The 25734-nt window shown below is 70.6% G+C and carries 27 protein-coding genes and 1 pseudogene; 14 read left to right on the forward strand and 14 right to left on the reverse strand.

Features of this window, described 5'->3' with window-relative positions; all coding sequences use genetic code 11:
* The first annotated feature begins 51 nt into the window (after positions 1–51).
* Both B9S57_RS09490 and B9S57_RS34405 read left to right on the forward strand, forming a co-directional pair.
* On the forward strand, positions 52–1323 hold the full coding sequence (locus tag B9S57_RS09490; RefSeq protein ID WP_103515080.1) for an MFS transporter: 1272 nt from the start codon (positions 52–54) through the stop codon (positions 1321–1323).
* A gap of 349 nt (positions 1324–1672) precedes the next feature.
* Positions 1673–1909: a hypothetical protein gene (locus B9S57_RS34405; protein WP_181011293.1), complete on the forward strand. Its 237-nt coding sequence runs from the start codon at positions 1673–1675 to the stop codon at positions 1907–1909.
* A gap of 75 nt (positions 1910–1984) precedes the next feature.
* Here the strand turns inward: B9S57_RS34405 and B9S57_RS09500 are convergent, their stop codons facing one another.
* Both B9S57_RS09500 and B9S57_RS09505 read right to left on the reverse strand, forming a co-directional pair.
* Complete coding sequence (locus tag B9S57_RS09500; RefSeq protein WP_103515081.1) at positions 1985–2251, reverse strand: hypothetical protein; 267 nt, start codon at positions 2249–2251, stop codon at positions 1985–1987.
* Between the two features lie 401 nt (positions 2252–2652).
* Entirely contained in the window at positions 2653–3222 is a 570-nt protein-coding gene (locus tag B9S57_RS09505; protein WP_103515082.1) for an SMI1/KNR4 family protein, read from the reverse strand.
* A 352-nt stretch (positions 3223–3574) separates the two neighbouring features.
* Here B9S57_RS09505 and B9S57_RS09510 point away from each other — a divergent pair, with 352 nt between their 5' ends.
* Both B9S57_RS09510 and B9S57_RS09515 read left to right on the forward strand, forming a co-directional pair.
* Positions 3575–3997 (forward strand): PPOX class F420-dependent oxidoreductase, encoded by a 423-nt coding sequence (locus B9S57_RS09510; RefSeq protein WP_103515083.1) that lies wholly within the window; start codon positions 3575–3577, stop codon positions 3995–3997.
* A 345-nt stretch (positions 3998–4342) separates the two neighbouring features.
* Entirely contained in the window at positions 4343–4774 is a 432-nt protein-coding gene (locus tag B9S57_RS09515; protein ID WP_103515084.1) for a VOC family protein, read from the forward strand.
* Between the two features lie 46 nt (positions 4775–4820).
* On the opposite strand, the gene B9S57_RS09520 is transcribed toward B9S57_RS09515, so the two are convergent.
* From B9S57_RS09520 to B9S57_RS09530, 3 genes and pseudogenes are all read right to left on the reverse strand, one after another.
* Positions 4821–5588, reverse strand: coding sequence for an NPP1 family protein (locus B9S57_RS09520; RefSeq protein ID WP_103515085.1), 768 nt, complete (start codon positions 5586–5588; stop codon positions 4821–4823).
* 136 nt (positions 5589–5724) lie between these two features.
* Positions 5725–6846 carry a hypothetical protein gene (locus B9S57_RS09525; protein WP_258036332.1) on the reverse strand — a complete coding sequence of 374 codons (1122 nt, stop codon included), beginning with the start codon at positions 6844–6846 and terminating at the stop codon, positions 5725–5727.
* A gap of 357 nt (positions 6847–7203) precedes the next feature.
* A pseudogene (locus tag B9S57_RS09530) lies at positions 7204–7383 on the reverse strand (LysE family translocator); the annotation flags it as partial.
* A gap of 194 nt (positions 7384–7577) precedes the next feature.
* Between B9S57_RS09530 and B9S57_RS09535 the strand changes: the two are divergent.
* Together B9S57_RS09535 and B9S57_RS09540 are read left to right on the forward strand one after the other, a co-directional pair.
* Complete coding sequence (locus B9S57_RS09535) at positions 7578–7853, forward strand: hypothetical protein (RefSeq protein ID WP_103515087.1); 276 nt, start codon at positions 7578–7580, stop codon at positions 7851–7853.
* A gap of 9 nt (positions 7854–7862) precedes the next feature.
* Positions 7863–8357 carry a GNAT family N-acetyltransferase gene (locus tag B9S57_RS09540; protein WP_103515088.1) on the forward strand — a complete coding sequence of 165 codons (495 nt, stop codon included), beginning with the start codon at positions 7863–7865 and terminating at the stop codon, positions 8355–8357.
* Between the two features lie 79 nt (positions 8358–8436).
* Here the strand turns inward: B9S57_RS09540 and B9S57_RS09545 are convergent, their stop codons facing one another.
* The gene (locus B9S57_RS09545; RefSeq protein WP_103515089.1) at positions 8437–9252 is read right to left on the reverse strand and encodes a PepSY domain-containing protein; all 816 of its coding nucleotides are present in this window, start codon (positions 9250–9252) and stop codon (positions 8437–8439) included.
* Positions 9253–9428: 176 nt separating this feature from the next.
* Positions 9429–9683: a DUF5133 domain-containing protein gene (locus B9S57_RS09550; RefSeq protein WP_103515090.1), complete on the reverse strand. Its 255-nt coding sequence runs from the start codon at positions 9681–9683 to the stop codon at positions 9429–9431.
* A gap of 274 nt (positions 9684–9957) precedes the next feature.
* On the opposite strand from B9S57_RS09550, the gene B9S57_RS09555 reads away from it, so the two are divergent.
* The 6 genes from B9S57_RS09555 (at position 9958) to B9S57_RS09580 (ending at position 14865) form a co-directional block, all read left to right on the forward strand.
* Complete coding sequence (locus B9S57_RS09555) at positions 9958–10212, forward strand: DUF6296 family protein (protein WP_103515091.1); 255 nt, start codon at positions 9958–9960, stop codon at positions 10210–10212.
* A gap of 135 nt (positions 10213–10347) precedes the next feature.
* Complete coding sequence (locus B9S57_RS09560) at positions 10348–11109, forward strand: DeoR/GlpR family DNA-binding transcription regulator (RefSeq protein ID WP_103515092.1); 762 nt, start codon at positions 10348–10350, stop codon at positions 11107–11109.
* Positions 11106–12053: a 1-phosphofructokinase gene (pfkB, locus tag B9S57_RS09565; RefSeq protein ID WP_103515093.1), complete on the forward strand. Its 948-nt coding sequence runs from the start codon at positions 11106–11108 to the stop codon at positions 12051–12053. The genes B9S57_RS09560 and pfkB overlap by 4 nt, the downstream gene beginning before the upstream one ends.
* Positions 12054–12134: 81 nt before the next feature.
* Positions 12135–14105 (forward strand): fructose-specific PTS transporter subunit EIIC, encoded by a 1971-nt coding sequence (locus B9S57_RS09570; RefSeq protein ID WP_103515094.1) that lies wholly within the window; start codon positions 12135–12137, stop codon positions 14103–14105.
* Between the two features lie 50 nt (positions 14106–14155).
* Positions 14156–14428 carry an HPr family phosphocarrier protein gene (locus B9S57_RS09575; RefSeq protein ID WP_103515095.1) on the forward strand — a complete coding sequence of 91 codons (273 nt, stop codon included), beginning with the start codon at positions 14156–14158 and terminating at the stop codon, positions 14426–14428.
* Between the two features lie 2 nt (positions 14429–14430).
* On the forward strand, positions 14431–14865 hold the full coding sequence (locus B9S57_RS09580; protein WP_103515096.1) for a protein phosphatase: 435 nt from the start codon (positions 14431–14433) through the stop codon (positions 14863–14865).
* A gap of 25 nt (positions 14866–14890) precedes the next feature.
* Here the strand turns inward: B9S57_RS09580 and B9S57_RS09585 are convergent, their stop codons facing one another.
* Positions 14891–15178, reverse strand: a complete 288-nt coding sequence (locus B9S57_RS09585; RefSeq protein WP_103515097.1) for a hypothetical protein — start codon at positions 15176–15178, stop codon at positions 14891–14893.
* A 120-nt stretch (positions 15179–15298) separates the two neighbouring features.
* Positions 15299–15733 carry a DUF2000 domain-containing protein gene (locus B9S57_RS09590; RefSeq protein WP_103515288.1) on the reverse strand — a complete coding sequence of 145 codons (435 nt, stop codon included), beginning with the start codon at positions 15731–15733 and terminating at the stop codon, positions 15299–15301.
* 89 nt (positions 15734–15822) lie between these two features.
* Between B9S57_RS09590 and B9S57_RS09595 the strand changes: the two genes are divergently transcribed.
* A complete protein-coding gene (locus B9S57_RS09595) occupies positions 15823–16626 on the forward strand; it encodes an AraC family transcriptional regulator (protein ID WP_103515098.1) in 804 nt (267 codons plus the stop codon).
* Here B9S57_RS09595 and B9S57_RS09600 read toward each other — a convergent pair.
* The 5 genes from B9S57_RS09600 to B9S57_RS09620 all read right to left on the reverse strand — a co-directional run bounded on the left by B9S57_RS09600 (position 16623) and on the right by B9S57_RS09620 (position 22736).
* The gene (locus tag B9S57_RS09600) at positions 16623–17129 is read right to left on the reverse strand and encodes a DUF664 domain-containing protein (RefSeq protein WP_103515099.1); all 507 of its coding nucleotides are present in this window, start codon (positions 17127–17129) and stop codon (positions 16623–16625) included. The two genes, B9S57_RS09595 and B9S57_RS09600, sit on opposite strands and share 4 nt — an antisense overlap.
* A 52-nt stretch (positions 17130–17181) precedes the next feature.
* Entirely contained in the window at positions 17182–18189 is a 1008-nt protein-coding gene (locus B9S57_RS09605) for an alpha/beta fold hydrolase (RefSeq protein WP_103515100.1), read from the reverse strand.
* Between the two features lie 145 nt (positions 18190–18334).
* Positions 18335–19048 carry a DUF4230 domain-containing protein gene (locus B9S57_RS09610; RefSeq protein WP_181011294.1) on the reverse strand — a complete coding sequence of 238 codons (714 nt, stop codon included), beginning with the start codon at positions 19046–19048 and terminating at the stop codon, positions 18335–18337.
* Positions 19049–19136: 88 nt separating this feature from the next.
* Positions 19137–19652: a DinB family protein gene (locus B9S57_RS09615; protein WP_103515102.1), complete on the reverse strand. Its 516-nt coding sequence runs from the start codon at positions 19650–19652 to the stop codon at positions 19137–19139.
* A 114-nt stretch (positions 19653–19766) separates the two neighbouring features.
* Positions 19767–22736 carry a glycoside hydrolase family 48 protein gene (locus B9S57_RS09620; protein ID WP_103515103.1) on the reverse strand — a complete coding sequence of 990 codons (2970 nt, stop codon included), beginning with the start codon at positions 22734–22736 and terminating at the stop codon, positions 19767–19769.
* A 1224-nt stretch (positions 22737–23960) separates the two neighbouring features.
* Here B9S57_RS09620 and B9S57_RS09625 point away from each other — a divergent pair.
* Entirely contained in the window at positions 23961–25715 is a 1755-nt protein-coding gene (locus tag B9S57_RS09625) for a glycoside hydrolase family 6 protein (RefSeq protein WP_308457390.1), read from the forward strand.
* Positions 25716–25734: the final 19 nt, after the last annotated feature.

The raw sequence follows: 25734 nt of genomic DNA on the forward strand, positions 1-25734 counted from the left end.
TACTCGTACCGATCCGACTCGACACGTACTGCCCTTCGGAGGGACTCAGCCATGCCTGGAAGCCGAGAAGTGGTGTCCGCACCAGCGACTGGAGACCAGCGGCCCGCACGGCCGGAGGGGCCGTCGGGGGTGGAGGCCGCCCGGCCGCCGTCCTGGTGGATCTGGCTCGCCGCCTGGCCGGTCACGGCGGTCTTCGTCCTCTCCAACGCGGCGACCCCGCTCTACCAGCTGTGGCAGCGCGAGATCGGCTTCTCCAAGGGCACGTCAACCGTGGTCTTCGCCTTCTACATCGTCGGCCTGCTCGGTTCGCTGCTGGTCTCGGGGCTCACGTCCGACCGGCTCGGGCGCAAGCCCGTCCTGCTGCCCGCGCTCGCCCTGGGAGTGGCGGCCTGTCTGATCTTCGCGACCGCGACGACGGTGCCCGCCCTGATCGTGGCCCGGCTGTTCAGCGGGGTCGCCGTCGGGGCCGTCGTGTCGGCGGGCATGGCCGCCGTGACCGACCTGGCAGGCCCGGGACGCGAGCGGACGGCAGCACTTATCGCCTCGTGCGCCATGGTCTTCGGCGCGGGGCTGGGTCCGCTGCTGGCGGGCGTACTCTCCGAGACGGCGTCGGCCCCCACGGTCACGGTCTTCGTCGTCGAGACCGTCCTGCTGACCACGGCGTTCATCACGGTGCTGCGCATGCCCCTGCCCGGTCGCCCCGCAGCGGGGCCGGGCCCCTGGGTCCGGCTCCCCTCGGTACCTCACGGTGCCCGCATGCAACTCGCCCTCGGCATCGCCGTCTTCGCCCCCGGGATCACCGCGACATCGTTCGTCCTCTCCCTGGGGCCCTCGCTGCTCACCGGTCTGCTGGGGACGTCCAGCCGGATCACCGCCGGGGCCATGGCCTTCGCCATGTTCCTTTCCGCCACCGTCGTGCAGCTCTCGGTCCGGCGGCTGGGAAGGCGCACGATCCTCGTGACGGGGGCGGTGAGCACCGTGATCGCCATGCTGACCCTCGTCGCCGCCGTACGCGCCGCGTCGGTCCCGGTGCTCATCGCCGCCGCGCTCCTGGCGGGGGCCGGCCAGGGATCGGGACAGCTCGGAGGGCTGTCGCTCCTCAACTCCACGGTGCCCCCGCACAGGCTCGCCGAGGCCAACGCGGCGCTGAACGTGGGAGGTTACGTACCCGCGGGCATCCTGCCGGTGTCGGTCGGCTATCTCAGCGACGCGGCGGGCCTGACCACCGCGACGACCGTCTTCGCCACCGTTCTGACGGCGTTCGCGGTCATGGGCGGCCTCCTCGTCCTCGCCACCCGGCACCGCGCGCCGGGACACGGCTGACGGGCACGGTCCCCCGCTGCGCCGCCCGCCGCAGGCAGTGTTCCGGGGGTGCGCCCCCGGGGCCCTGGAGGGTCGGCCCCACTCCGGGGACGCCTGCCCGCTTCATGGGCTGCCGGAGGCGGCTCGACGCCAACCCCGAGTCCTCGCTCTCATGCGTCCGCCACGCCACAGCTCCCCGACGACCCGGCTCCTGAGCAGGCGGAAGGTGGATCGAACTCGCCGAGCTCTGTCAGGATGCGGACTTCCGCGCCTCGGTGCGGCGGACGGCCGAACACCAGGCGGCTGCGCGGGCCGAGGGCGACACCACCGGGCTGCACCACGAGCTGACCGAATCCGTACGCCAGGAGGTGTGCAAGGCGCTCGCTGCGGGAATCGAGGCGACGTCCGCCGGAGCGGCGCCGATCCTCGATTCCCCACCGCCCTCTGCGCCGAGACGTTCGCCCGCGCCGACGACGCCGAACTGCGCCGTTGGCTCATCACCCGGCTGGAAACGGGATCGGACCCGCGGGCCGAGCGCTATTGGCAACTCCTCGCCACGGTCGACGGATGGCCCGTGCCGGCCGGCCTGGCAGCGACCTTGACGTAATTCCTCACCGCCCTCCGTTCGAGAGCTGCGGACCCACTGCTCCGCAGTGACAGGCTCCCGAGGGTGGCGGGCAGCTCAAGGGCTGTCCGCCTCCCAGGCCCAGCGACCGGAGTCACCGGCCACGGGGCCGTACACGGCGCGTCCTCCCGAACCGAACTTCCCGAGCTCGGTGCCGAGGGCGGCCCCTACGGCCAGGCGCTCCCCGGGCCAGCCGGTCACGTCGAGGAGCAGCCCGTCCAGCGGACCGCCCACCAGCTCCACGTAGTCGTGTCCCTGCCGGGGACCAGGATCGGGGTCCTCGTGGTCAGCGCCGTAGACACGGCGCCTCATCATTTCGTCCATGTCTCCAGCATCACAGCCACCACTGACAGCGAGCGTCTTCAGGGTTGCTTCTCCAGGGCGGGGACGGCCGATGGCGACGGCGGTCATCCGGTTGGGGCTGATGCGGGTTCGGCGCGAGATCTGCCGGCATTTTCAGGTCTGCCTCGGCGCGTTCGCCCCGGACTCGCGCGAGGGTGCACCGGGTGGGGCGAGTTCTCCGCCAGGTCATCGTTCGACGCCGATCGTGACGTGGAGGCCCACGCCGGTGCAGGCGCGCCGCCGGGTTGACACCGTCGAAACCACTTCGCCGGCGCACCGGCCCCCTGCCGCTGCTCTCACGCTGCCTGCGTCAGGCCGTCGGTGGCCAGGCCGAGAATGCGCGTCCACAGCGTCCCCAGGAACAGCCGGGACGCACTGGCGTTTCACGACCAGACAAGTCGCCCCTCGACGACCTCGCAGACCGGATGGCTTCCGTCGGCGACCTTCGTCAGCATCTCCGCCACGGAGTCGAAATAGTGGGCCAGTGATTCGTACGCGCCCGTAACCGTGATCTCACCCACGAACCACGTGCCGATACGCCCGTCCCGCACGTCGATGAACTCCCCCGACCAGCCGTGCTGATCCGACAGGAACGGGATCCACTCATTGCGCCAGAACGGATTGTCCGGCCGGTCCGGGGGGTCGAATCCACCAGGACTGGAGCGGTTCGCGTAGAGGTTCTCCATCGCCCGGATACCGAGAAAGAAGCTTCCCTCGTCCGGGAACCCGGCGAATCCGCAGCATTGCACCTCGTCGTCCACATCTTCCTCAGGAAGATCGAGATTGTTCTGCAGCAGCCACGCCCGCAGATCCTGAGGGAAGGAGACACCCATCCGTTCCTCGGCCGCCGCGAGCATCTGCTCCGTAGCGGGCCCGGGCAGATCCGCGTGTCCGGCCGGGGCATGCTGCCGAAGCAGATCCATCACGCGGGACCAGCTCTCCACCACACTCATTCCCCCACTGCCCTCTCTGCGTGGACGCCCCGCAGGACTGCGCCGCTGCGGGGACACCGTTCGAAGCGTCGGCCCGGGTCGCCGTGGTCCCGGGGTGCGCCGGAAAGAAGCGTTGAGGCACGTCGGCCGGGAAGCCGCGCGGAGATGATACGCCGAACGGACCGCTGCCCCGCTCGGCACCTTCAGGCTCGCGTGCGAGACCGGCCGCCCGGCGAGGCGACGTGGACGGCCTGCCCGGCGCGGTACCGGACGCCGCACCTCTCATGTGGCAGCGTGGAGGCGCGCCCCCCGAATCACCCGGTGTGGTTCACCGTCAGAGGGAGGACGCAGGACGAGACAGAGGAGAGAGAACATGTCGAAGCCGCCGCTTCCCGACGCCGCGGTCGCCATGCTGCGCAAGCCCAACCCGGCCGTCATCGCCACGCTTCGTTCGGACGGCCAGCCGGTGTCCACGGCGACCTGGTACCTCTGGGACGACGGCCGGGTGCTGGTCAACATGGATGAGGGCCGCAAGCGCCTCGACCATGTGCGCCGGGACCCACGTGTCACCCTGACGGTGCTCGACGACTCCGACTGGTACACCCATGTGACGCTGATCGGGCGCGTGGTCGAGCTCAGCGAGGACGAAGGGCTCGCCGGCATCGACCGCCTGTCGCAGAACTACCTCGGCCGGCCGTACGCGGACCGGGAGCGTGGCCGCGTCAACGCCTGGATCGAGATCGACCGCTGGCACGGCTGGGGCGGCTTCCGGGACAGCGACCAGGCGGCGACGTAGCACGTCCGCCCGGGGCGATCACCCGGACACGCGTCCCAGGTGCACTGTCGGTCGTCGTGTCGAGTGCGGGCATCTGCCGGTGCTCCCGCGGCGGATCCCGGTGGCCGGGTCCGGCGTGACGCGGCCCGCGGGATGCACCGGTGTTCGAGGTACGGTTCGCGGCCTCCTGGCCCCTGACCCGGTGACTGGTCGAAGCACACCGCTTGCCGGCGTTTCGTGGCGCCCTGCGGCACTGTCCTGCGCCACGGTGGTTGTCCCTCGGAGTTCGCCGTGGCGCGCCTGCCGCCCCGGCCCTCCGGGGATCTTCCATCCGGCCAGTCGCACTGGCTCTGCTGAGGAGGCCCTATGAACTGGACGCTCGAGGTCGTTCCCGTCCCTGTGACCGACCTGGACCGGGCGAAGGCGTTCTACACCGAGAAGGCCGGCTTCAGGCTGGACCTCGACGACGAGGTCGCCCCTGGGATGCGCATCATCCAGATGACGCCGACGGGCTCACGGTGCTCGATCGCACTGCTCCAGGGGATGCCCCCGTTCCCTGGGGAGAAGGTGATGGCCCCCGGCACGCTGCACGGTCTCCAGCTCTGCGTGACGGACATCGAGGCGGCGCGCGCGGAACTGGTGGGCAGGGGCGTGGACGTCTCGCCGGTCCGCCACGTGGGCGCGACGGGGTGGGAGGAGGGCAGGGGCGACACCTGGAACTCGTTCATGTCCTTCGCCGACCCCGACGGGAACGGGTGGGTGGTCCAGGAGGCGCCTTCGGAGCTCACCGAACGCTGACCAGGCCGGCCCGGGTTCCTGAGCCGCTGCCGCACCGTCCCTGACGTCAGGCGTTCGGGTCGAAGGGAATGCCGGCGGGAAGTGCCTTCTCCAGGTGACCGGCGAAGTTGCCGTCCTTCAGCCCGAAGACCGCACTGCCGAAGTCGGCCTGGACGAGCTTGTCCCGCAGCCCGGCCGGGTAGCCGTTCCAGCCGACGAGCCCGGGGAACCGCCACACGCCGTAGTGGTTCTCCGGCGGCTCGTCGTTGGAGTTCGCGGGGCGGAAGCAGTGGGTGCCCACACCGTCCTTGTGGTAGACGATCTTGGGGTGGGTGCCGTCCCACCGGATCCGGTCACGGGTGTAGACGTCGAAGTCACCGTGCGCCGAGGTGGACACGAAGCGCGGCTCGTCGTTCTGGATCCAGACCACGACGTGCTCCCAGTCGTGCCGGTGCCCTCCGAGCCCGCTGCCGGCAACCGCCTGGTCCTTCTCGAAGTAGAGGCCGTACATGACGGCGCACCACCCGTTGTTGCACAGGGAGCGGGCGTAGCCGTTGGTGTTGTCGAGATCCGCGGCATCCCGGCAACTGCCGTTGACCGCGCCGGAGGTCTTGAGGCCGGCGGCTATGGTGCCGTCGGGTCCGATCGCCGGAGTCGGGTAGCAGCCGTCGGTGTCGTAGTCGTACGCCGGCTGGAAGGCCTGCTCCCTCGCGTCCGCGTTCGCGGGCAGCGCCGTCGGCGGAGCCGCCAGCGCGCTGGTCGCGGAGGCGAGTAACAGAGTGAGGGCACTCGCCACGACGAACGCGGCCCTGCGGATCGGTGCGCTGCTGTTCACTGCGTCCTCCCGGTCGGCGCGTGACGGGGGGGCACGCGCGCTACGCCTGACATGCCCATCACAAACTCTTTGAATCCCCCGGGCGGACGGGACGTCAGGTATCGGGTGGCGCGCGAGCCTCGGCGCGCCGATTCCCTCAGCGTCGGCGTACGGCTGCGGCGGCCGGAGCTGTCGCGGCAGGGGGGCCGGGCTGGGCGGCCTTGCCCGGCCGCAGTGTCCACGGGACCGGCTCGGTGTTCGTCAGCCACCCCTCGGCGATCAGCCGGCGGATGACGTGGATGCGCAGCTCCCGGGACATCTTGCCCCAGCCGAGTGCCTTGCAGAGCTGCTTGACGGACGGACCGTGGCCATGTTCCGCGCGGAAGGCAGCGGCGAACTCCGCAGCGACGGGCCCCTGGTCGGGGAACTTGGCCTCCCAGGCGCCGTAGGCCGTGCGTGTCCTCTCCTGGAACTGGGCGGGAACAGCCTTGCGCATGAAGGCCTCCGAGACCCTGGCCGTGGACAGCGCACACTCGGGGCACTGCTCGACGGCCTCCACGTGCCGCCGCAACGCCACGCTCGCACGGTCCTTCCACTCGTCCCAGCTCGGCATCTCCTCCTCGGGCTCACGCACGGCGGGCGGGGTGTCGGACGGGGGGCGCGTGCCCGACAGATGGCGTACGGCCTGGGCCAGCAGATACCGCCTGCCGTCCAGCTCCAGCAGGAATCCCCTGGCCAGCAGTTCGGGCAGGGCGGCTCCGCACTCGTCGGGGAGATGGGCGGGCACGGTCCCGTACGCGTCCGCCGGACCGTGGGCAGCCAGGAACAGCGCCGCCAGCCGCGCGGCGGTCGAGGTCTTCTTGACCGGCTTGGCGGCCAGGGTCCGGGTCGTCCAGCCCGAGACACGCGACCGCATCACCTTGCCGAAGGGCAGGCGCGGTTCCGGCCGGTCACCCAGGTCGGGCACGGTGACCTTGACGGGCGTGACGAGGTCCCCGCCGATCAGGGCGTCCTGGCCGTGCCACCCCAGCGGGGCGAGAGCGGCGACAGCCGCCTCCGTGTCGGCCAGGCGGAGGGACCTCAGATCCTGACCGGTGAGGTTGCCGACCCCTCCCCGGGCCGCCCGGACGGCGACGACCAAGGCGAGGAGCTGCGCGTCGGCCCCCTTCAGCGGCAACGAACCCAGGTACGCCAGGAGCGCGCGGGCGGCTTCTCCCTGGCGAGGCGTCAGGAGGAAGGGATTCGGCTTCACCGCCGGTGCGGCCGGGACGGAGGGCATGCTGCCAGCTGAGAGGGACATACCCTGTACAACGCGCGCGAGGGGCAGAGGTCACCGTTCGTACGGTCATACGATCCCGGCGCAGCACGGACGGGGCCACCCACCGGGCGAGGTGCAAGCCGATCTCGGCCATGTGGCGGACGAGTTCGAGCCGGCCCCCGGCGGTCGACCTCGCCGCACGGGGCCGTTCCGCTCACCGGCGGCTCGCGCATCACCGCGGTGTCGCGGCTGGGCGCAGGGCGCCCCTGCCGACGGGCCGGCCCGGGCTCAGTCCTTGCGCCCTGTCGCGGCGGCCCTGACCCCGAGGCAGATCATCGCGAGCCGCCGGCCCCTCCGACCAGGGAGAGCCGCCGAGGTGAGGGCCACGGCCACGACGAGTGCACAGGCGCCCAGTGTGTTCCCCACCACCGTGGTCAGCGCGGCGCGGCGCCCCTGTGCCAGGGCCCGCCCGATCACGAACAGCACGCTGGGTCCCGGGATCACGATCAACAGGAACGAGATGGCCGCGAAGGCAAGCACATGCTCGGAAGAGACCATGACGCCCATGGAAGCACGGACCGGGGTGGCCGCTCATCCCGATAAGGGCCGGTCCCACCCGGGCCGGCAACTCCCCTCTCCCCCGGTCGTCCCACGCCACGGCTCGGAGAACGGACTCCGGCGCACGGCAACGTCCGGGGCGCCGGCAACCACTGTCCTCCGTCAGCCGCCTCGTGAGCGAACCAGGAGCTCGTATGCGTATCGTCGGCCCGTCCATCGCGGTCGTTCTGGGAGCAGCCGTCACAGCCGTGCCCCACGGAGCGTCGGCCACCACCTCGCCCACCGTCGTGGCCGTGGACGGTGACGACTCCGCGGCGGGTACCCTCGACGCACCGCTGCGCACCGTCCAAGACGGGCCCGGCTGCGAACGGTCCGGAGGGGCCCGCCGAGTGACCCGGGACCCGCGCGGCAGCTCCTGGCGGGGCGAGGTCGGCCGTACGGGAACTCCCGCCCCGACGCGCACTGGGTAGGGTCGCCGCATGACCGTCCTGGAACGTCTTCGCCCCGATCACGCCCCGGCCCTGCTCGACTTCGAGCGGCAGAACCGCGCGTACTTCGCCGCCTCGATCCCGGACCGGGGAGACAGCTACTTCACCGGATTCGCTGAGCGTCACGCCGAGTTGCTCGCCGAACAGGCCGCCGGGATGCACCACTTCCACGTCCTGGCGGACGCAGGCGGGGCCGTGCTGGGGCGGGTCAACCTCGTCGGCGTCGCGGGCGGTTCCGCCGAGCTCGGGTACCGGATGGCCGAGGTGGCCGCCGGACGAGGGCTGGCCACCTCGGGGGTGCGCCGGGTCTGTGCGCTCGCGTTCGAGGAGTACGGCCTGACCGCGCTCCGCGCCGAGACGACGATGGACAACGCGGCCTCCAGGGCCGTGCTGGGACGCACCGGATTCGTGGAGGTCGGCGCGATCACCCTGATGGGGAAACCCGGACTGCGCTTCACCCGCGACCTGTCCGAGGCAGGACGCTGAGATCTGATGCCCGGCCCGGACATACGTCGGTGGCGTACCGCGCCGCGGTACGCCACCGACAGGTCCCCTCGTGCGGTGATCAGTCGTCGTGGACCTGCTCGTCCGTGATCGTGCCCTTGACGGCGTCCACGTCGAAGGTGGTCAGCTTCCAGTCCTTCGAGACCACGTCGACCTGCCAGACCAGGACCTTGCTGTCGTTCTCGTCGAGGCCGATCGAGGTGACCCAGCCCTGCTTCTCGTCCGTGGCGACCTCGGCCGCCTGCTGGGGCGTCTGCGTCGCCTTGGAGAGCTGGTCCGCCAGCTCCTCCTTGTCCGCGTCGCTCTGATCGGCGTCCGGGGCGGAATCGATGACCTCACCGGAGACCGCGTCGATGGTGACGTTGTGCGCCGTGCCGTCCTCCTCCGCGACCTCCGCGACCCACTTCGGGGCGGCGGCGCTGCCGCTCGGGCTCGGACTGCCCGACGGACTCGGACTGCCGGACGGGCTGGCGCTGCCCGACGGGCTCGGGCTGCCGCTCGCGTCGTCCTCGTCGTCGATTCCCTCGAGGTCAAGGTCGGTCAGCTTGCCACCGGACACCTCGCCGACGGCCGTCGTGGCGGCCTGGTCGAAGGTGATCTTGACGGTCGAGAGCAGATCCTTGCGCTCGGTCTGGTCCTCGCTCAGCTGCGCCGATTCCGAGGGACTGCCCGAAACGCTCTCGGACGGGCTGGTCGTCTGCTTCGGAAGGACCTTCGCGGCCTCGGAGGTCTCCGCAGCGGTCTTGTCGCCGCTGTCCTGACCACAACCGGTCACAAGGGTGGCTGCAAGAGCGGCGGCGCACAGGGCGCCGCCGGCGACGCGGAGCCGACGGGTACGCGGGGAGACGGTCTTGTTTCGACGGGGCTCAAATCTCATGCTGGCATCCCTAGCCGCCTCCACGAACAGTCATGTTGTCCGACCGGGGGGTGTCACCCGATCGACGGCGCCGTCGACCCATTCGGCGTGTCGTGCCTTCCGGACGCGGACGCGTCCGGAAGGGCGAAGGGCGCCGGCTCGACGGAGCCGGCGCCCTTCCCTGGGAGTCTGCGGTGTCAGGCGGTCAGCTGGACCTCGGCCGGCCCTGCCGCCGCTCCGAGCGATCCCGCGGACGGGACGGCGCTCAACTGCGCCGCTGCCGCCGCCAGGGCATCGGGCACGGTCCTCGTCCCGGTGGTGACGCAGAGCGTGTAGGAGACGTCGTCGAGTCGACGGCCGCTCTCGGAAGTACCCAGCCGCGCATGGGTGCTTCGCAGTGTCTCGTAGCGCTTGACGAGATTCCGCAGCGTTGCGGGATTGGCCATCAGCACGGCAGTTCCTCTCCACAGGGCGGCCGGGAGCCCGTGGGCCCCGCACCGACGAAGTCCGATCGCGCCGGCGGATCCGCCTGGCGTCACGGGTGGCCGTGCGAAGCTGTCAGCACGCGTCCGATCCCTTGCAGATGATGGTCGCTCCGCCTCGCCCATTCCGCATCCGCAGTCACGGAAGGTCACACGGTCGTACTCCCGGCGCGCCGCGCGCTCCGGTGGGAAACAATGGAGGGGACGGGCGAGCGGCTTCCGCCGCCCGGTCGGGAGGTCGGTCATGGAATACCCGGAGAGTTACGAACTCATCTTCCAGGCGGGCGGCGCGGAGGACGACGTGGTCGTCGTCCGTCTCACGGCCCGCTCCGGGGCGGGCGGTTATCCGGTGTACGAGGACGAGACCGGAATCGTGCGCGCCGAGATCAGCGAGCGCGGCGAAGTGCGCATGCAGGCGAGCGGCGGCCACCAGGTGCTGGGGGCGCCCCTGCTGGCCAGGCCGCTGAGTCCCGGGGCCGCGTCCCACGGCGCCGGCTGAGGGTCCCGCCGCTCCATCGCCACACCGCTGCCCATTCACACCCACTCACTGCCCGAATGTGTTTACTTTCCTGAAGTGTGTCCGTAGTCTGCCGGTGAATCCACAGACTCGGGCATGAAACGGATACGTAACCACATGTACGCACCGGAGCGGCAGCAAGAGATCCTCCGCATCGCCGGCGAGAGCGGCCGCGTCGACGTGCTGTCCCTGGCCGAGCAGTTCCAGGTGACCGCGGAGACGGTCCGTCGGGACCTGAAGGCTCTCGACCGGGCAGGCCTCCTCCGCCGGGTGCACGGTGGCGCCATCCCGGCCGGGCGGCTCGGTTTCGAGCCCGACCTGGCCGAGCGCGACACCGTGGCCGCCGACGAGAAGGACCGCATCGCAGCCGCTGCCCTGGGTGAACTCCCCGTCGACGGCAACATCATCATCGATGCGGGGACGACGACCGTCCGGCTGGCGACCGCTGTCCCGATCGACTCGCGCCTCACGGTGGTCACCCACGCCCTGCCGGTTGCCGCACGCCTCTCCGACCATCCCGGGATCGCGCTGCATCTGGTCGGTGGCAGGGTCCGGCACCGCACCCGCGCGGCCGTCGACGCCTGGGCGCTGAGCGCGTACGCCGAGATCAACGCGGATGTCGTCTTCCTCGCCACGAACGGCTTCTCGCCGGAAGGCGGCCTGACCACCCCGGATCTGGCCGAGGCCGCCGTGAAGCGCGCCGTCATCGCGGCGGCCCGCCGAGTGGTGCTCCTCGCCGACTCGGGCAAGTGCGGGCAGGAGCACTTCGCACGTTTCGGCGACCTCTCCCACGTCGACCTGCTGATCACCGATACGGGGCTGAGCCCCGAGGACGCCCGGGCCATCGAGAGCCGGGGCACGGAAGTGGTACGCGCATGATCCTGACCGTCACCCCCAACCCGAGCCTGGACCGCACGTACGAACTGCCGGGGCTCAACCGCGGCGCCGTCCTGCGGGCCGCCGGGGACCGTGTCGACCCCGGCGGCAAGGGCGTGAACGTCTCCCGGGCGATCGCCGCCGCCGGGCATCGCACGGTGGCCGTCGCGCCGTTGGGCGGGCCCGAGGGCGACCTGCTGGCCCGGCTGCTCGCAGAGCACGGCATCGAGGCCGCGGGGGTGCCGATCGCCGGCAGCACCCGTGTCAACATCACCCTGGTCGAACCGGACGGCACGCTCACCAAGGTCAACGCCGCGGGTCCCGAGATCGCCCGTGCCGAGGCCGAGCGTCTGCTGGAGACCGTCCGGGCGCGATCGGCGGGCGCCGACTGGATCGCCTGCTGCGGCAGCCTGCCGCGGGGACTGCCGCCGCAGTGGTACGCCGAACTGGTCGCCCTCAGTCACGGTGCCGGTGTCCGGATCGCCCTCGACACCTCGGGCGCCGCACTGATCGCCGCGCTGCCCGAGCGGCCTGACGTGATCAAGCCGAACGCCCAGGAGCTGGCCGAGGCCGTGGGCCGTCCCCTGGCGACGGTCGGTGACGCGCTCAAGGCCGCGCAGGAGCTGTGCGGGCTCGGGGCACGCTCCGTGCTCGCCAGCCTGGGGGCCGTCGGCCAGCTGCTGGTGGAGCCGTCCGGCGCGTACTTCGCCGCTGCACGGGCGGACGCGGTCCGCAGCGATGTCGGTGCCGGAGACGCGTCCCTCGCGGGCTTCCTGTCCTCCGGCGGACAGGGCCACACCGCTCTCCGGGCAGCGGTGGCGCACGGCGCGGCCGCCGTACAACTGCCCGGAAGCGTCATGCCGACGCCCGCCGACCTCGATCCGTCCGCGGTGGTGAGTACCGCCGACGTCCCCCTGGACCTGGCCCTCACGCGGCAGGCCCCATGACCGCCGCACGCCTGTCCAGCCGTTCCACTCCCCCGTCCCCCGCGCCGTCCCCCGGACGGTCCACGAGCAAGGAGCCCCGCGATGAGTGAGCTCATCACCGCGGACCTGGTCGACCTCGATCTGTCCGCCCAGTCGAAGAGCGAAGCCGCCCGTTCACTGGCCGGACGGATGGTCGCGGCCGGCCGTGTCACCGATCTCGACGGCTTCCTTGCGGATGTGGCGGCCCGCGAGGCCCGGATGCCGACCGGTCTGGACGGAGGCATCGGTATCCCGCACTGCCGGAGCGAACACGTCGCCACGCCGACGCTGGCTTTCGGCCGCAGCGCGCCGGGCATCGACTTCGGCGCCGCCGACGGGCCCGCGGACCTCGTCTTCCTGATAGCAGCGCCGGCCGGCGCGGACGACGACCACCTCACCATCCTGTCGAGCCTGGCACGACGTCTGATGGACCCCGAATTCACGGATGCACTGCGGGCGGAGTGCGATCCGGCCGCAGCCGCGGCACTGATCCGCGGTGAAGAGGCACCCGCGCCCGCCGCGGACGAGCCGGCCCGGGAGGCGGGGACGGTCGAACCCTTCCGCATCGTCGCCGTCACCTCCTGTCCGACCGGTATCGCGCACACCTACATGGCCGCCGAGTCCCTGGAGACGGCCGCACGTGCCGAGGGAGTCGTGCTGCACGTCGAGACACAGGGCTCGGCAGGGTTCCAGCGGCTGGATCCGGCGGTCGTCGCCGCCGCGGACGCCGTCATCTGGGCGCATGACGTCGAGGTACGGGAGAAGGCGCGGTTCGACGGAAAGCCGGTCGTCGACACCGGGGTGAAGGCGGGGATCAGCCGGCCGGCCGAGCTCATCTCCGAGGCCCGGCGCAAGGCCGGGCGAGGTGAGGCCGCCAGGCTCTCCGGCGCGGGCGAGGAACCGGGACCCGGGACGGGCGGTGCGGCGGGAGCGTCCGGGCACTTCGGTGTGCGGCTGCGCACCTATCTGATGTCCGGCGTCAGCTACATGGTGCCGTTCGTCGCGGCCGGAGGGCTGCTCATCGCCCTCTCGTTCGCCATCGGGGGCTACGAGATCGCGAGCGCGAAGTCGGTGGCCGACCACTTCGACTGGGGCGAGGCGGCCGGCTGGGCCGCCCTGCTGAACCAGATCGGCACGGCCGCCTTCGGCTTCCTCGTACCGGTGCTCGCGGGATACATCGCCTACGGGATGGCGGACCGGCCCGCGCTCGTCCCCGGGTTCGTCGGCGGCGCCATCGCGCTCACCATCGACGCGGGATTCCTCGGCGGGCTGGTCGCGGGACTGCTGGCCGGTGCGGCGGTGACGGCGATCCAGCGGGTGAAGGTGCATCCCACGCTGCGCGGCATCATGCCGGTGCTGGTGATCCCCCTGCTCGCGTCGATCGCGGTCGGCTTCCTGATGTTCATCGTGGTCGGCAAGCCGATCGCCTCGCTCCAGAACGCGCTCACCGACTGGCTGAACGGGCTGTCGGGCTCCAACGCGGTCATCCTCGGCGTCGTCCTCGGCCTGATGATGTGCTTCGACATGGGTGGCCCCCTGAACAAGGTGGCGTACGCCTTCGCGGTCGGCGGCCTGGCCGATCCGACGCCCGGCAGCCTCAAGGTCATGGCCGCGGTGATGGCGGCGGGCATGGTGCCGCCGCTGGCGATGGCCCTCGCCACGACGGTCCGCCGGGGCCTGTTCACCCGGACCGAGCGGGAGAACGGCCGGGCCGCGTGGGTGCTGGGCGCCTCGTTCATCACCGAGGGGGCGATCCCGTTCGCCGCGGCGGATCCGCTGCGGGTGATCCCGTCGGCCATGGCCGGCGGCGCGGTCACGGGCGCCCTTTCCATGGCCTTCGGCTGCACGCTCCGCGCTCCGCACGGGGGCGTGTTCGTCGTCCCCCTCATCGGCGAGCCGTTCCTCTACCTGCTGGCGATCGCCGCCGGCACCGCGGTCTCCACCGCGCTGGTCGTCGTCCTCAAGGGCGCGCGGCGCACCCCGGAGTCCGCCGCCCCGGCCGGTGAAGGTTCAGGCGTCGCCGTGGCCGCCTGACCCCGTCCACCCACCACCGAACCCTCTCCACCTCGTCCAGGAGTGAACCCGTGTACCAGCGCACCGTCTCCGTCGGCTCCCGCAGCGGCCTGCACGCCCGTCCCGCCTCGCTCTTCGTCCAGGCGGCCGCGCGTCAGCCGGTCCCCGTCACCGTCGCGCGCGAGGGAAGCAGCCCGGTCGACGCCAGGAGCATGCTCTCGGTGCTCGCTCTGGCGGCTCAGCACGGCGAACGGCTGGTGCTGTCGGCCGTCGGCGAGAACGCGCCCGACGCAGTCGACGAGCTGGCTACGCTCCTCTCCCAGGACCTCGACGCGAAGGAGTGAGCATGGCGGAGAGCTGGGATGCGGCGGCCGGGGGCATCCTGAGACTCCCCTCGGGACGGCTGGTCCGCGGCCGGGGTCTGAGACGGCCGCTGCCCGAGGGCCCCGCGCCCACCTTCGCGGTCCATCTGCTGGGCGGCCCCCCTCCCCCGGTCGTCTGGGAGTCGCGGTGGCTGCGCTGGCCCGACTTCCGGCTCCCCGTCGACGACGAGGCGGCGCGCACCGTGCTCGGTCAGGCGTGGACCCGGGCTCCGGCGGAGCGGGTCGAGGTCGCGTGCGGAGGCGGCCGGGGGCGGACCGGGACGGCTCTCGCCTGCCTGGCCGTGCTGGACGGTGTCCCGGCGGAGGAGGCGGTCGCCTACGTCCGGCGGAACTACCACCCCAAGGCTGTCGAGACGCCTTGGCAGCGGCGGTACGTGATGCGCTTCGCGGAAAACTGAACGGCTGCCGCGCCGTTCGCAGGGGTCACTCCACAGTGTGCGGAGCCGGAACCGTGGCTCCGCCACCGGCGCGTACGGCCTCCACCACGCTCTGGTGGAGAGCCCTGCTCGCCTCTTCGGAGGGGCACGGCACCGGACTGCCGGCCAGGGTGAACCAGTCCGAGGCGCCGCTGTACTGGACGGCGACCTCCGCCTGCTCCTGGGTCCACGTCGTGTGCACGGTCAGATCACCGCTCACGACACCTACTTCTTCGGTGCGTACTCCGCCGGTTCCCGCGAAGACACCGAGGGTGGTCCACGATGCCCAGTTCATGACCGTCGCCTTTCGGACAATGACACGCCTGTCTAGCGGACTGGTTTCGAGTATGGCACCGAGAACCGTCACTCGCACGGGTGTGTCCGTGAGTATCCGTCCGGTGACTCCGGGACGCGGTCAGGGGTGCATCGACGCGCCCTTGAGGATCTTGTCGACGGCGTTGCGCGGCCCGTACACGGCGAGGCCCACGAGGTCCATCCCATCCCTGTGCACCGCCCGGACGGCGGCCCTGTTGGCCTTGTCGTGGCCGGTCGAGAAGAGGTCGGACGTGAAGACGGCCAAGGTCGCCCCCCGTCCGACGGCCTTGGCGTGCGCGGCCGTCAGGAGCTCCTTGGATCCGGCGAACACGAGGACGGGCTGCCGGAACATGGGCAGGTACGGGGTGTCGTCGGCGTCGGCGTACGGCTCGCCGATCACCTCGGGCACCTGCGTGCCGAGCCCGCTCACCAGGAAGGCGGTGACGTTGAGGCGCTGCCAGGTCTCGAGGTCGTCACGGAGCAGCACGGCGATCTTGGTGTCGAAGCGTACGGGTGCGTTGTCGTCGTCGGTCATGTGCAGGAGTCTGCCGAGCCCGCCCACCGGACGTCTTGTACGAAGTTTGCGTGCCACGCCGACCTGGGGCGCTCTTGTACGATTCCCCCATGGGAGCCAGGCCGGACATCGCCGCGTGGCGTCCGCGCGTCGAGGGGATCGACGAGGTCTTCCACGCGCACTTCACCGACCACACCTACCCCATGCACACGCATGACGCGTGGACGCTTCTCATCGTCGACGAGGGAACGGTCCGCTACGACCTGGACCACCACGAGCACGGGGCGCCCAGTTCGGTGGTGTCCCTGTTGCCTCCGCACGTCCCGCACAACGGCGGTGCGGCGACTCCCGGTGGGTTCCGCAAGCGGGTCCTCTATCTGAACACCACGCAGATCGACGCGGACCTCGTCGGGCGCGCGGTGGACCGGCCCGGGCTCAGGGACCCGCAGTTGCGCCACCGTGTCCATCAGCTCCACCGCACGCTCGAGCACGCGGGGGACGAACTCGAGGCACAGAGCCGTCTCGCGCTCGTCTCCGAGCGTCTCGCCGGGCATCTGCGGGACGAGCCCGTCGCTCCGCAGGTGCCCGACCGCCGGGTCGCGCACGCCCTCCGTGATCTTCTGGACGAACACTTCGTGGAAGGACTGTCTCTCCGCGAGGCGGCGGAGCGGCTGCACACCCATCACACGCACCTGGTACGGGCCTTCGGCCGGGAGTTCGGCGTGGCTCCGCACCAGTACCTGACGGGACGTCGCGTGGATCTGGCCCGTCGCCTGCTGCTCGGGGGAATGCGCGGGCCCGAGGTCGCGGCCTCGGCCGGCTTCTACGACCAGTCCCACTTCTCGCGGCACTTCAAGCGCGTGGTCGGCACGAGTCCGGGACACTACGCGCGCACCGGAGCGGTGGCGGCCTAACGGCGCTCAAGCACGCCGCGGACGAAGGCCGCCTGGCCCGCGTGCTGCAGGTCGTCGGCGATGACGCTGACCAGGCGCACTCCGAGGGTCACGGGAGGCGACCAGGAATCGTCCACGACACGGTCGAGGGCCCGGCCGTCGAGTCCCCTGACGAAGTCGAGGGTGTAGTCGCTGACCGCGTCGAAGTAGCCGAGGAGCAGGTCGGCCGACGCCTGGACGGAGCCCACCTGCGCGCTGCTGTGGCCATAGCCGGTCGAGCCCTTCTCCAGCGGCAGTTCGAAGCGGGAGGCCCAGTCCTGGGCGAACCAGATCTGCTCGGTCCCCGCCGCGTCGGCGATGTGGTCGTCCTGGACGCGCGTGAGGTGCCACACGAGCCAGGCCACGGAATTCGCGTCGTCGTCGAGCCTGGCGTCGAGATCCTCGGGCGTGAGCCCGTCGACTGCGGCGTGCACCGCTTCGTGGATGCGCTCGAACGCGTCGGCGAGAATGCCTGCACTGTTCATTCGCCCACCATGGCCGGTGCTCCGACAGGGTCCCGGCTTCGACACGCGGCCTTCACGGGCGCACGGTGTGAAGCCACTTCGTCAGCAGGGCGTTGACCTCTGCGGGGCGTTCCTGCTGGATCCAGTGGCCGCACCCGTCCAGGATGTGCGAGGAGACCAGGCCGGGAAGGGTTGTGCGGTGCTCCGCGATGACGTCGGCCATCCAGGTGGTGGAGGAGTCGAGCGCACCGGCGACGAAGAGGGCGGGACAGCTGAGGCGGGCTCCGTCCCAGGCGGCCAGGTCCTCCCAGTCACGGTCGACGTTCCGGTAGCGGCCGAGAGCGCCGGTCAGGCCGGTCCGCTCGAACTCGGCGCTGAGGAGGTCCAGCTCCGCTTCACTGAGCCAGGACGGCAGGGCGCCGCCGGTGAAGCGGTCGCGCATGGCCGCTCCGGCGGGCACGAAGAAGGGGCTCTTGGATCCCGGCGGCGGCATCGTGTCGCCGGAGAGCGAGGTGTAGAAGCCGGCCAGCCACCCGCGTACGTCGGGTTCGATCTCCGCCTCGGCGCGGCCGGGCTCCTGGAAATAGCTGACGTAGAACTCCTCGCTCCCTCCGATGCGGGCGAAGCCCTCCGTGGGCCGGACCGCGCTCCAGGGGGCGTAGGGGACGCCGAGCATGGCGACGGCAGTGAACATGTCGGGCCTCAGGAGCGCGCTGTTGGCGGCGATGGGTGAGCCCCAGTCGTGGCCGATCACTGTCGCGGTCTCCTCACCCAGGGCGTGCACGACGCCGACGTTGTCGGAGACGTGCGCGGTCATCCGGTAGCCCTCCACGGGGCCGGAGGCCGAGGAGCGCCCGTAGCCGCGGACGTCGATCGCCACGGCGCGGAAGCCTGCCGCGGCGACGGCGGAGAGCTGGTGGCGCCAGGAGTACGACGTCTCGGGGAAACCGTGGATCATGAGGACCAAGGGGCCGGTGCCCTGTTCGAGGAGATGGATCCGGCCGCCGGGGACGTCCACCGAGCGGTGGACCGCCCCCGGGACGGTGGTGGAGTGCTCGGCGGCGGTAGCGGGCTGCGGCATGGGTCTCCTCGGGTTGCCGGGGCTGGTCAGCGTGACCATGATCCGGCGCCGTCGAGGCCCTGGGCAAGGGAACTTGCCGTTACGGCAAACATCCCGCGTCGCACTCGTACGAGCGGACGCGGGAGGTGTGACGAGCGGGGAGGGGTCAGCCGGACGGTTCCGCGTAGCGCACGGTGACCTTCTCGAATCCGAGCGAGCCGAGCAGCCCCTGGAGCATGGAGGCGGTGTTCTTCTCCGCCCGCTTCGTCAGACCGCTCTCCTCGGCAGCTTCTCCGATGTGCTTGACCGCCAGTTTGTTGACCGCCTGCTCGCTGCCGGGGTTGTCGGAGAAGAAGTCGCCGAGCCGGTCGAGGATGCCACGCTGCTTGGACACGGCATAGGAACGGTCGGGGTCGAGGGCGGGCTTGCCGAGCACCGCGTGGGGCAGCACGATCTCGGCCGTGGTGCGGTCCTCGTTGACGGTCACCCCGTCGGAGCCGACCTTGCCCAGGTCGACGGAGGATCCGACGGTGCCCGCGCCGACGTACAGCGTCCGGGTGCCGCGGATGGCGTCGGGCAGGTATTTGGCATCCTTCTCCAGGTCGACGACGACCTGGAAGTTGCCGGAGGCGGCCTCGTAGGCGCTCATGTCCTGGATGGACTTGAGCACCGCGGGGCCGGAGCGGTCCGTGGTCTCCTCCTCGAAGAGGCTGCCGAATCCAGGCAGCAGGCTGAGCCTGGACCCCAGGAACAGCAGGACCAGCGCCGCCGCGCACACCCCGGCGAACGGCAGGCATCCCCGCATGCGGCCACGGCGGCGCGGCGAGCCGCCCTGGCCCGGATCCCCGGTGCTGTCTGTCCTTACGTCAGTGGACGTCATACCTTCCGTGTGACCCGGTCCGGCGATTTCACTCCGTCGCAGTGCCGATTACGCCGAATCGTGTACGAGCGGCGTCCGTTGGGCCGTGTCAGGCGCCTGTGGAGCCGTCCAGCCGCTCCCTCAGCAGGTCCGCGTGCCCGATGTGGCGGGCGTATTCGGCGGTCATGTGGACGTACACCGTGCGCAGGGAGTAGTCCGTGCCGCGCCGGGTGAAAGTGGTGTCGAGCGGCACACCCGCCGCCACCTCGTCGGCGAGGCGGATCTCCTCGACGAGACGGGCGTAGTCCTCGGGGGCGCGGTCGGGGGACAGATCCTCGAAGTCCGCGTCCTTGCCCTTCTCCGGGTCGTACATCGGGGCCGGCCGCTGGCCGGCGAGCCCCTCGCGGAACCAGATGCGTTCGACCTTGGCCATGTGCCTGATCAGTCCGAGCAGGGTGAGGTTGGACGGCTCGACGGTCTGCTCGGCGAGCTGTCCGCCCGTCAGACCGGCACATTTCTGCAGGAGCGTGCTGCGGTAGAAGGCCAGGAATCCGGTCAGTGTCTCGCGCTCGCCGCCGGTGAGCGGTCCGGTGGTGCGGGTGGCCTCGGGGGCTGTCCATGTCATCGCATGATCATGCCTCCCGCCGCCCGGTCACGCGAGGCCCACGCGAACGACAGCGGTGTGTTCCGGCCGCCGGCTGGTCGCCGACGGCCGGAACACACCTGGTCCTGCGGTCACTCACTCCAGGAGGTCTGCGTACGCCCCCAGAGCCAGTGCGACGTCGGTCTGCGCCCAGAACCGGTGGTAGGTGAAGACCGGAGCGGCGCCGCCGTCCAGATAGGCCTGCACCTTCGGCCAGTTCGGGTCGTCCTTGTAGAACGACCGGATGGAGAGGAACGTCGAGTCGTTGTCGACGGTGTCCCCGTTGGGCATTGCGCCGGTCCAGCCGTTCGGCACGTACACCGGGTCGTCGAACCGGTTGTAGTCGGCACGGGTCTCCGGGACCGCGATCCCCGTGTCGTCCTGGTAGTGGCTCCACATGCCGTCGAGCAACCCCTCGGCCGTGGCCTTCGCCTCGGCGTCACCGGACTTGGCGGCGTAGTAGGTGAGCGTCCTGGCATAGGCGCCGGCCACCCCGACGTCGTTGGTGTAGTCGGCGACGGTGACGTGGAGTCCGGAGTTGGCACCGGGAGCCGACGCGTTCCAGGTGTCGGGCGAGCCCGACCACTTGAGGGTGGACGGCATGAGATAGGTGCCGTCCGGGTTGATGGTCGTCTCGGACAGCGCCCAGTCGACCCACTTGTCGAGCACGGCCTTGGCCTGGGCGTCGCCCGACTCGTGGTAGTACTCGGCGACGCGCTCCATGGACCACGCCTGGAAGCCGAACCACTGGTTGGACGGCGGGTCGTGGTAGACGGGCTTCTCGTCGTAGTACATGCCGTAGAAGGTGGGTGTGCCCGCCGGCGGCTGGGCGTAGCTGCCCTTCCAGCTGTTGGTCGCACCGCCGGCGATGGCGCCCTCGTCGGACTGGAGCCACTGGTAGAAGTCCATCTGCCGGTCCAGGCTCTTGGCCCAGTCCTGCTGCCCCGTGGCCGACTTGGGCTTCAGGTCACCGACCGCGCTCAGCGCGTAGGCGGCCATCGGGTTCTGGTAGCCGCCGTGGGCGTGACTGGATCCGATGCGCCAGGACCAGCCGGCCGAGGTGTCGGTCGCGCCGCCCCAGGCGTAGTACCAGGACATCAGGTAGTGCGCGCTGTCCTTGCCGCTGCCGGCCGGGCAGGTGGTCGGACCGACGCAGTTGCCGACCTTCTTGAAGTACTTGTCGAACATGGAGTAGCGGAGATAGTCGCCCATCTTCGCCGCCTTGCCGACGGTCGCCGAGACCTCCGCCGACTTGCCCTGCTCCTTGGCCCAGACGTCCGCCCAGTAGGCGGCCTGTACGGCACGTGCGTCCGCGTCCGGGGCATTGGTGAACTTCCACTGCTTGGCGTAGGAGGCGTCCCCGGTGAACAGGTCCAGGTAGCCGTTGTCACCGCCGTAGGTGAAGTTGTCGCAGGTGGGGTGGGTGACGGTCTCCCACACCGACTCCTGCGGCCCGCGCTGGAAGGTGTTGATGTAGGAGGGACCCGTCTCGGTTGGTCCGGCCGAGCACTTCCCGGGGGAGTTGCCGTAGCCGTAGACGTTGTCGACGTCCTGGATCCAGTGCATCCCGTAGATGTCGTCCGTGCCGTACGCGCTCTTCAGCTCGGAGGCGATCGGGTCCGCCCCGGACGTCGCCGATCCGTCGAGCACCGCCGGGTACTCGTTCGGTGTGTCGTGCTCCGGCGCGTAGGTGGCCGGCTTCGACGCGTTGTAGAAGGAGTTCGTGGGCTGGTCGGCGTGGGTGGGGATCATGTACTTCTCCATGGTGGCCCACGCACCGTTGAACTTCGCCCAGTCCCCGGTGATCTTCCCGTACATCGCCTGGAGCCAGATCAGATAGCTGTACGCCTCCGAGGTCGTCTCGTGCCCCTGGTCGGGGGCTTCGACGATCAGGGTCTCGACGGAGTGGTAGGGGATGCCCTCCGAGGAGAAGTAGCCGTTGGCCGGGTCGGTGATCTTCCCGTACAGGTCCAGGAAGCGGGCGTCGTACTCCTTGGCCTCCGCGAGTTGGGTGACGGTGACCTCGGCCTTGCTGTGACCGGGTGCGGTCACGGTGAAGGTCGCGGCGCCCGTTCCCGATCCGTCGGCCGAGACGGTCACCTTCTGAGGGGTGGACCAGTTCGACGTGGTGAAGGTGAGGCTCGCGCCACCGGTGACGCTCAGACCGGAGTTGCCGGCGCTCCGCGCCGCCGAGACGGTGACGGACGAGGCGGGTGCGGTGGACAACGAGACGTTGAACGTCCCCGACTTACCCTGCTGAACGCCCAGTTGGGCGGGGGTGGCGACGACGGCAGGGCCTGCGGCGACCGTGATGCCCGCGGGGGTCGACTCCGCGGAGGCGCCGAGACTGTCGTACGCCCTGGCGTACACGGAGTGCGCGCCGGTGGAGAGCCCGGTGGCGCTGTAGGTGTACGGGGACGTGGTGTCGGTGCCGAGGAGTTCCGTGTCGTCGTAGAACTCGACCTTGCTGATCCCCGCCCCGTCGGCGGCCGCCGCGGTCGCGGCCATGGGTACGGGATCCCCGGCGGAGAAGACGGCGCCCGCCGCCGGGCTGGTGAGGACGGTGATCGGCGGCTGGTGCGCGCCCACGCAGGCCGTGCCGTTGACGGCGAAGGCGGTCGGCGCGGTGTTGGTGCCGCTGTAGGAGAACTGCGCGCCCGTCGTGACGGCGGCCCCGGCGGCGATGGCGCCGTTCCATGCCGCGTTCTTGACGGTGACGGTCCTGCCCGCCTGGGACCAGGTCCCGTTCCAGCCGTTGGTGAGCTTCTGGTTGCCGGCGTAGTCGTAGGTCAGGGTCCAGCCGTCGATCGCGGCGGTGCTCCTGTTGGTGACGGTGAGTTCGGCGCTGAAGCCCGAACCCCAGTCATTGGCCTTGTAGTCGACGCTGCACTGGACTGCGGCGGCCTGGGCCGGCGTTCCGGCGGCGGCGGTCATTCCCAGCGGAAGGGCCAGCGCCGCCACCAATGCTGTCCACAGCCGTCGGTTCCCGGCTCCGGTTCTGCCCTGTCTTCCCGGTCTTGCCGGTCTTCCCGGTAACCAGGTTCTTCGTGCGCGTCCCGATGGCATGCGCAGTACCTCCTCGCGGCTCGGCGACATGGGGGGTGTGCGGGGTTGAGCACAAGCCTTGAAGCAGTGGGAGCGCTCCCAGCATGGGGATGAGGAAAATGGGAGTCAAGAGACGTGAAGAGTCGAATTATTTCGATACCAAGAGATCAGAACGGGTGTGTTGACCGACACCACTTGACGCTCTAACGTCAAGCCACACCAGTGGGAGCGGTTCCACCAGTCCACGTGCCGTAGGGGGCACGCCCGGTCTGCAAGGAGTCGTTCATGCACCACCCTCGCACCTGTCGCACCTGTTCGGACTGCTCGCCGGAGCAGTGCTCTGCATGGCACGCGGTGCTGCCGCGGCCATGGTCACACCTTCCGGATGCGCCCCCCGTACGCACGGTGGAGAACAGCACCGCGCATCAGCGGGGCGGCGTCTTCCGGTAGGTCGTTCCGCCGGCGACCGTCCGGTCGGGACACACGCGACGAGTGCACGCTCACCGGGCGGCTCCCCCTCCGGCGTGGGATCGCCCCTCGCGTCCGGTGCGTCCGGGCTCGACAGCACGCCCAGCACCACGGATCCGACCGGCTCCACCGGTCCGGCGGCTCCCCCGTCCCCGTAGCGGTACGCCCGAACCGGGCGTCCGGAGAACCGAGCTCGTCGAGCACGCCTCTGCGCGGGCCGCACACCCGTACCGCCCTCATGCACCCGGAGAAGGAGTACCCGTTTGGCCTGAGCACAGTGACCGCATCACGCGGACAAGAGGAAGGCATCCACGGACGCCCACCTCCCGGAGCCGGGACCAGTCACCGATCCCGGCCGAACAGGCCCTGTCCCAGGGCTGGTTCACCTCATCCCGACCAGTACGCCGGCGGCACCCGCCACCGGCTCCGGCCACCAGGACCGCGGGCGCGCAGGACCGCCCGTCACCTCGTGGCATGTCGACCACTCCCCCGTCCGTGCGAACGAGAACTGCTGCACCCTCCCGCTCGCACCGGTCACGCCGACACCCCCTCACCACGGGCGGGATCGGCGAGCTCCCCTGCCCCCACCGGCTTCGCCGACCGGGTCGCGCCGGGGTTCGACGACCGCGGGCCTCTCTCCACCGGACGGACCTGCAACACCTGGGACCTCTCCACGGCCCGTCCTTGATCAGCGACTACGACGGTACCCCCACCCCGTACGGAATCGGGCTGCGTGATCACCCGCGCGCCCTCGACAGCTGAGGAAACGGATTTCGCATGAGCCGCACGAGCCGCACCACCCTGCGCCGATCCCGGACGGCGCTCATCGCCGCGGGCGCACTCGTCGCCGCAGCCGCGGGCTCCGCCGCCGCGGTGGCCCCTTTCGGAGCCTCTGCCGCAGCGGCGGCAGGCTGCACCGTCGACTACAAGATCCAGAACCAGTGGAACGGCGGGCTCACCGCCGCGGTGAGCGTCACGAACACGGGTGACGCCGTCTCCAGCTGGCAGCTGGAGTGGTCGTTCGCCGGCAGCGAGAAGATCAGCCAGGGCTGGAACGCCACGGTCTCGCAGAGCGGCGCCGCCGTCACCGCGAAGAGCCTCTCCTACAACGGCGCTCTCGCCACCGGCGCCTCCGCCTCCTTCGGCTTCAACGCGTCGGGCGACGGCAACAGCGCCGTTCCCGCGACCTTCAAGCTGAACGGCGTCACCTGCAACGGCGGCACCACGGACCCGACCGATCCGACCGACCCCACGGACCCGCCCACCGATCCGCCCGCGGGCAGCCGCGTCGACAACCCGTACGAGGGTGCCAAGGTCTATGTGAACCCGGAGTGGTCGGCGAACGCGGCCGCCGAGCCGGGCGGCAGCCGGGTGGCCGATCAGCCGACGGGCGTCTGGCTCGACCGTATCGCCGCCATCGAGGGCGCCAACGGCACCATGGGCCTGCGTGACCACCTGGATGAGGCCCTGACCCAGAAGGGGTCCGGCGAACTCGTCGTCCAGCTGGTCATCTACAACCTCCCCGGACGGGACTGCTCGGCTCTCTCTTCGAACGGCGAGCTCGGTCCGACCGAGATCGGCCGCTACAAGACGGAGTACATCGACCCGATCGCCGCGATCCTGGCCGACTCGAAGTACGCCGGCCTGCGCATCGTCACCACCGTCGAGATCGACTCCCTGCCCAACCTGGTCACCAACACCGGCAGCCGCCCCACGGCGACCCCGGCCTGTGACGTCATGAAGGCCAACGGGAACTACGAGAAGGGTGTCGGCTACGCGCTCAACAAGCTCGGCGACGCCCCCAACGTCTACAACTACATCGACGCGGGGCACCACGGCTGGATCGGCTGGGACGACAACTTCGGCCCCTCCGCCGACATCTTCAAGATCGCGGCCACGTCCGAGGGCGCGACGCTCGACGACGTGCACGGCTTCATCGTGAACACGGCCAACTACGGCGCCACGAAGGAGACCAACTTCACCATCGACGACGCGGTCAACGGGACGTCCGTACGCCAGTCGAAGTGGGTGGACTGGAACCGCTACACGGACGAGCAGTCCTTCGCGCAGGCCTTCCGCACCGAGCTGGTCTCGGTCGGCTTCAAGTCCGGCATCGGCATGCTGATCGACACCTCGCGCAACGGCTGGGGAGGCACGAACCGGCCGACCGGGCCGGGCGCGACGACCAGCGTCGACACCTATGTGGACGGCGGACGGTACGACCGCCGCATCCACCTCGGGAACTGGTGCAACCAGGCCGGAGCCGGCCTCGGCGAACGGCCGAAGGCGGCCCCGGCGGCAGGCATCGACGCCTACGTCTGGATGAAGCCCCCGGGGGAGTCGGACGGCTCCAGCAAGGAGATCCCGAACAACGAGGGCAAGGGATTCGACCGGATGTGCGACCCGACCTACACGGGCAACGCCCGTAACGGCAACAACCTGTCCGGAGCGCTGCCCGACGCCCCGGTCTCCGGCCAGTGGTTCTCCGCCCAGTTCCAGGAGCTCATGAAGAACGCCTACCCGGCGCTCTAGGGTCCTCGGTCCGGATCAG

This window comes from Streptomyces sp. SM10 (genome assembly GCF_002910915.1).
Lineage (GTDB): Bacteria > Actinomycetota > Actinomycetes > Streptomycetales > Streptomycetaceae > Streptomyces.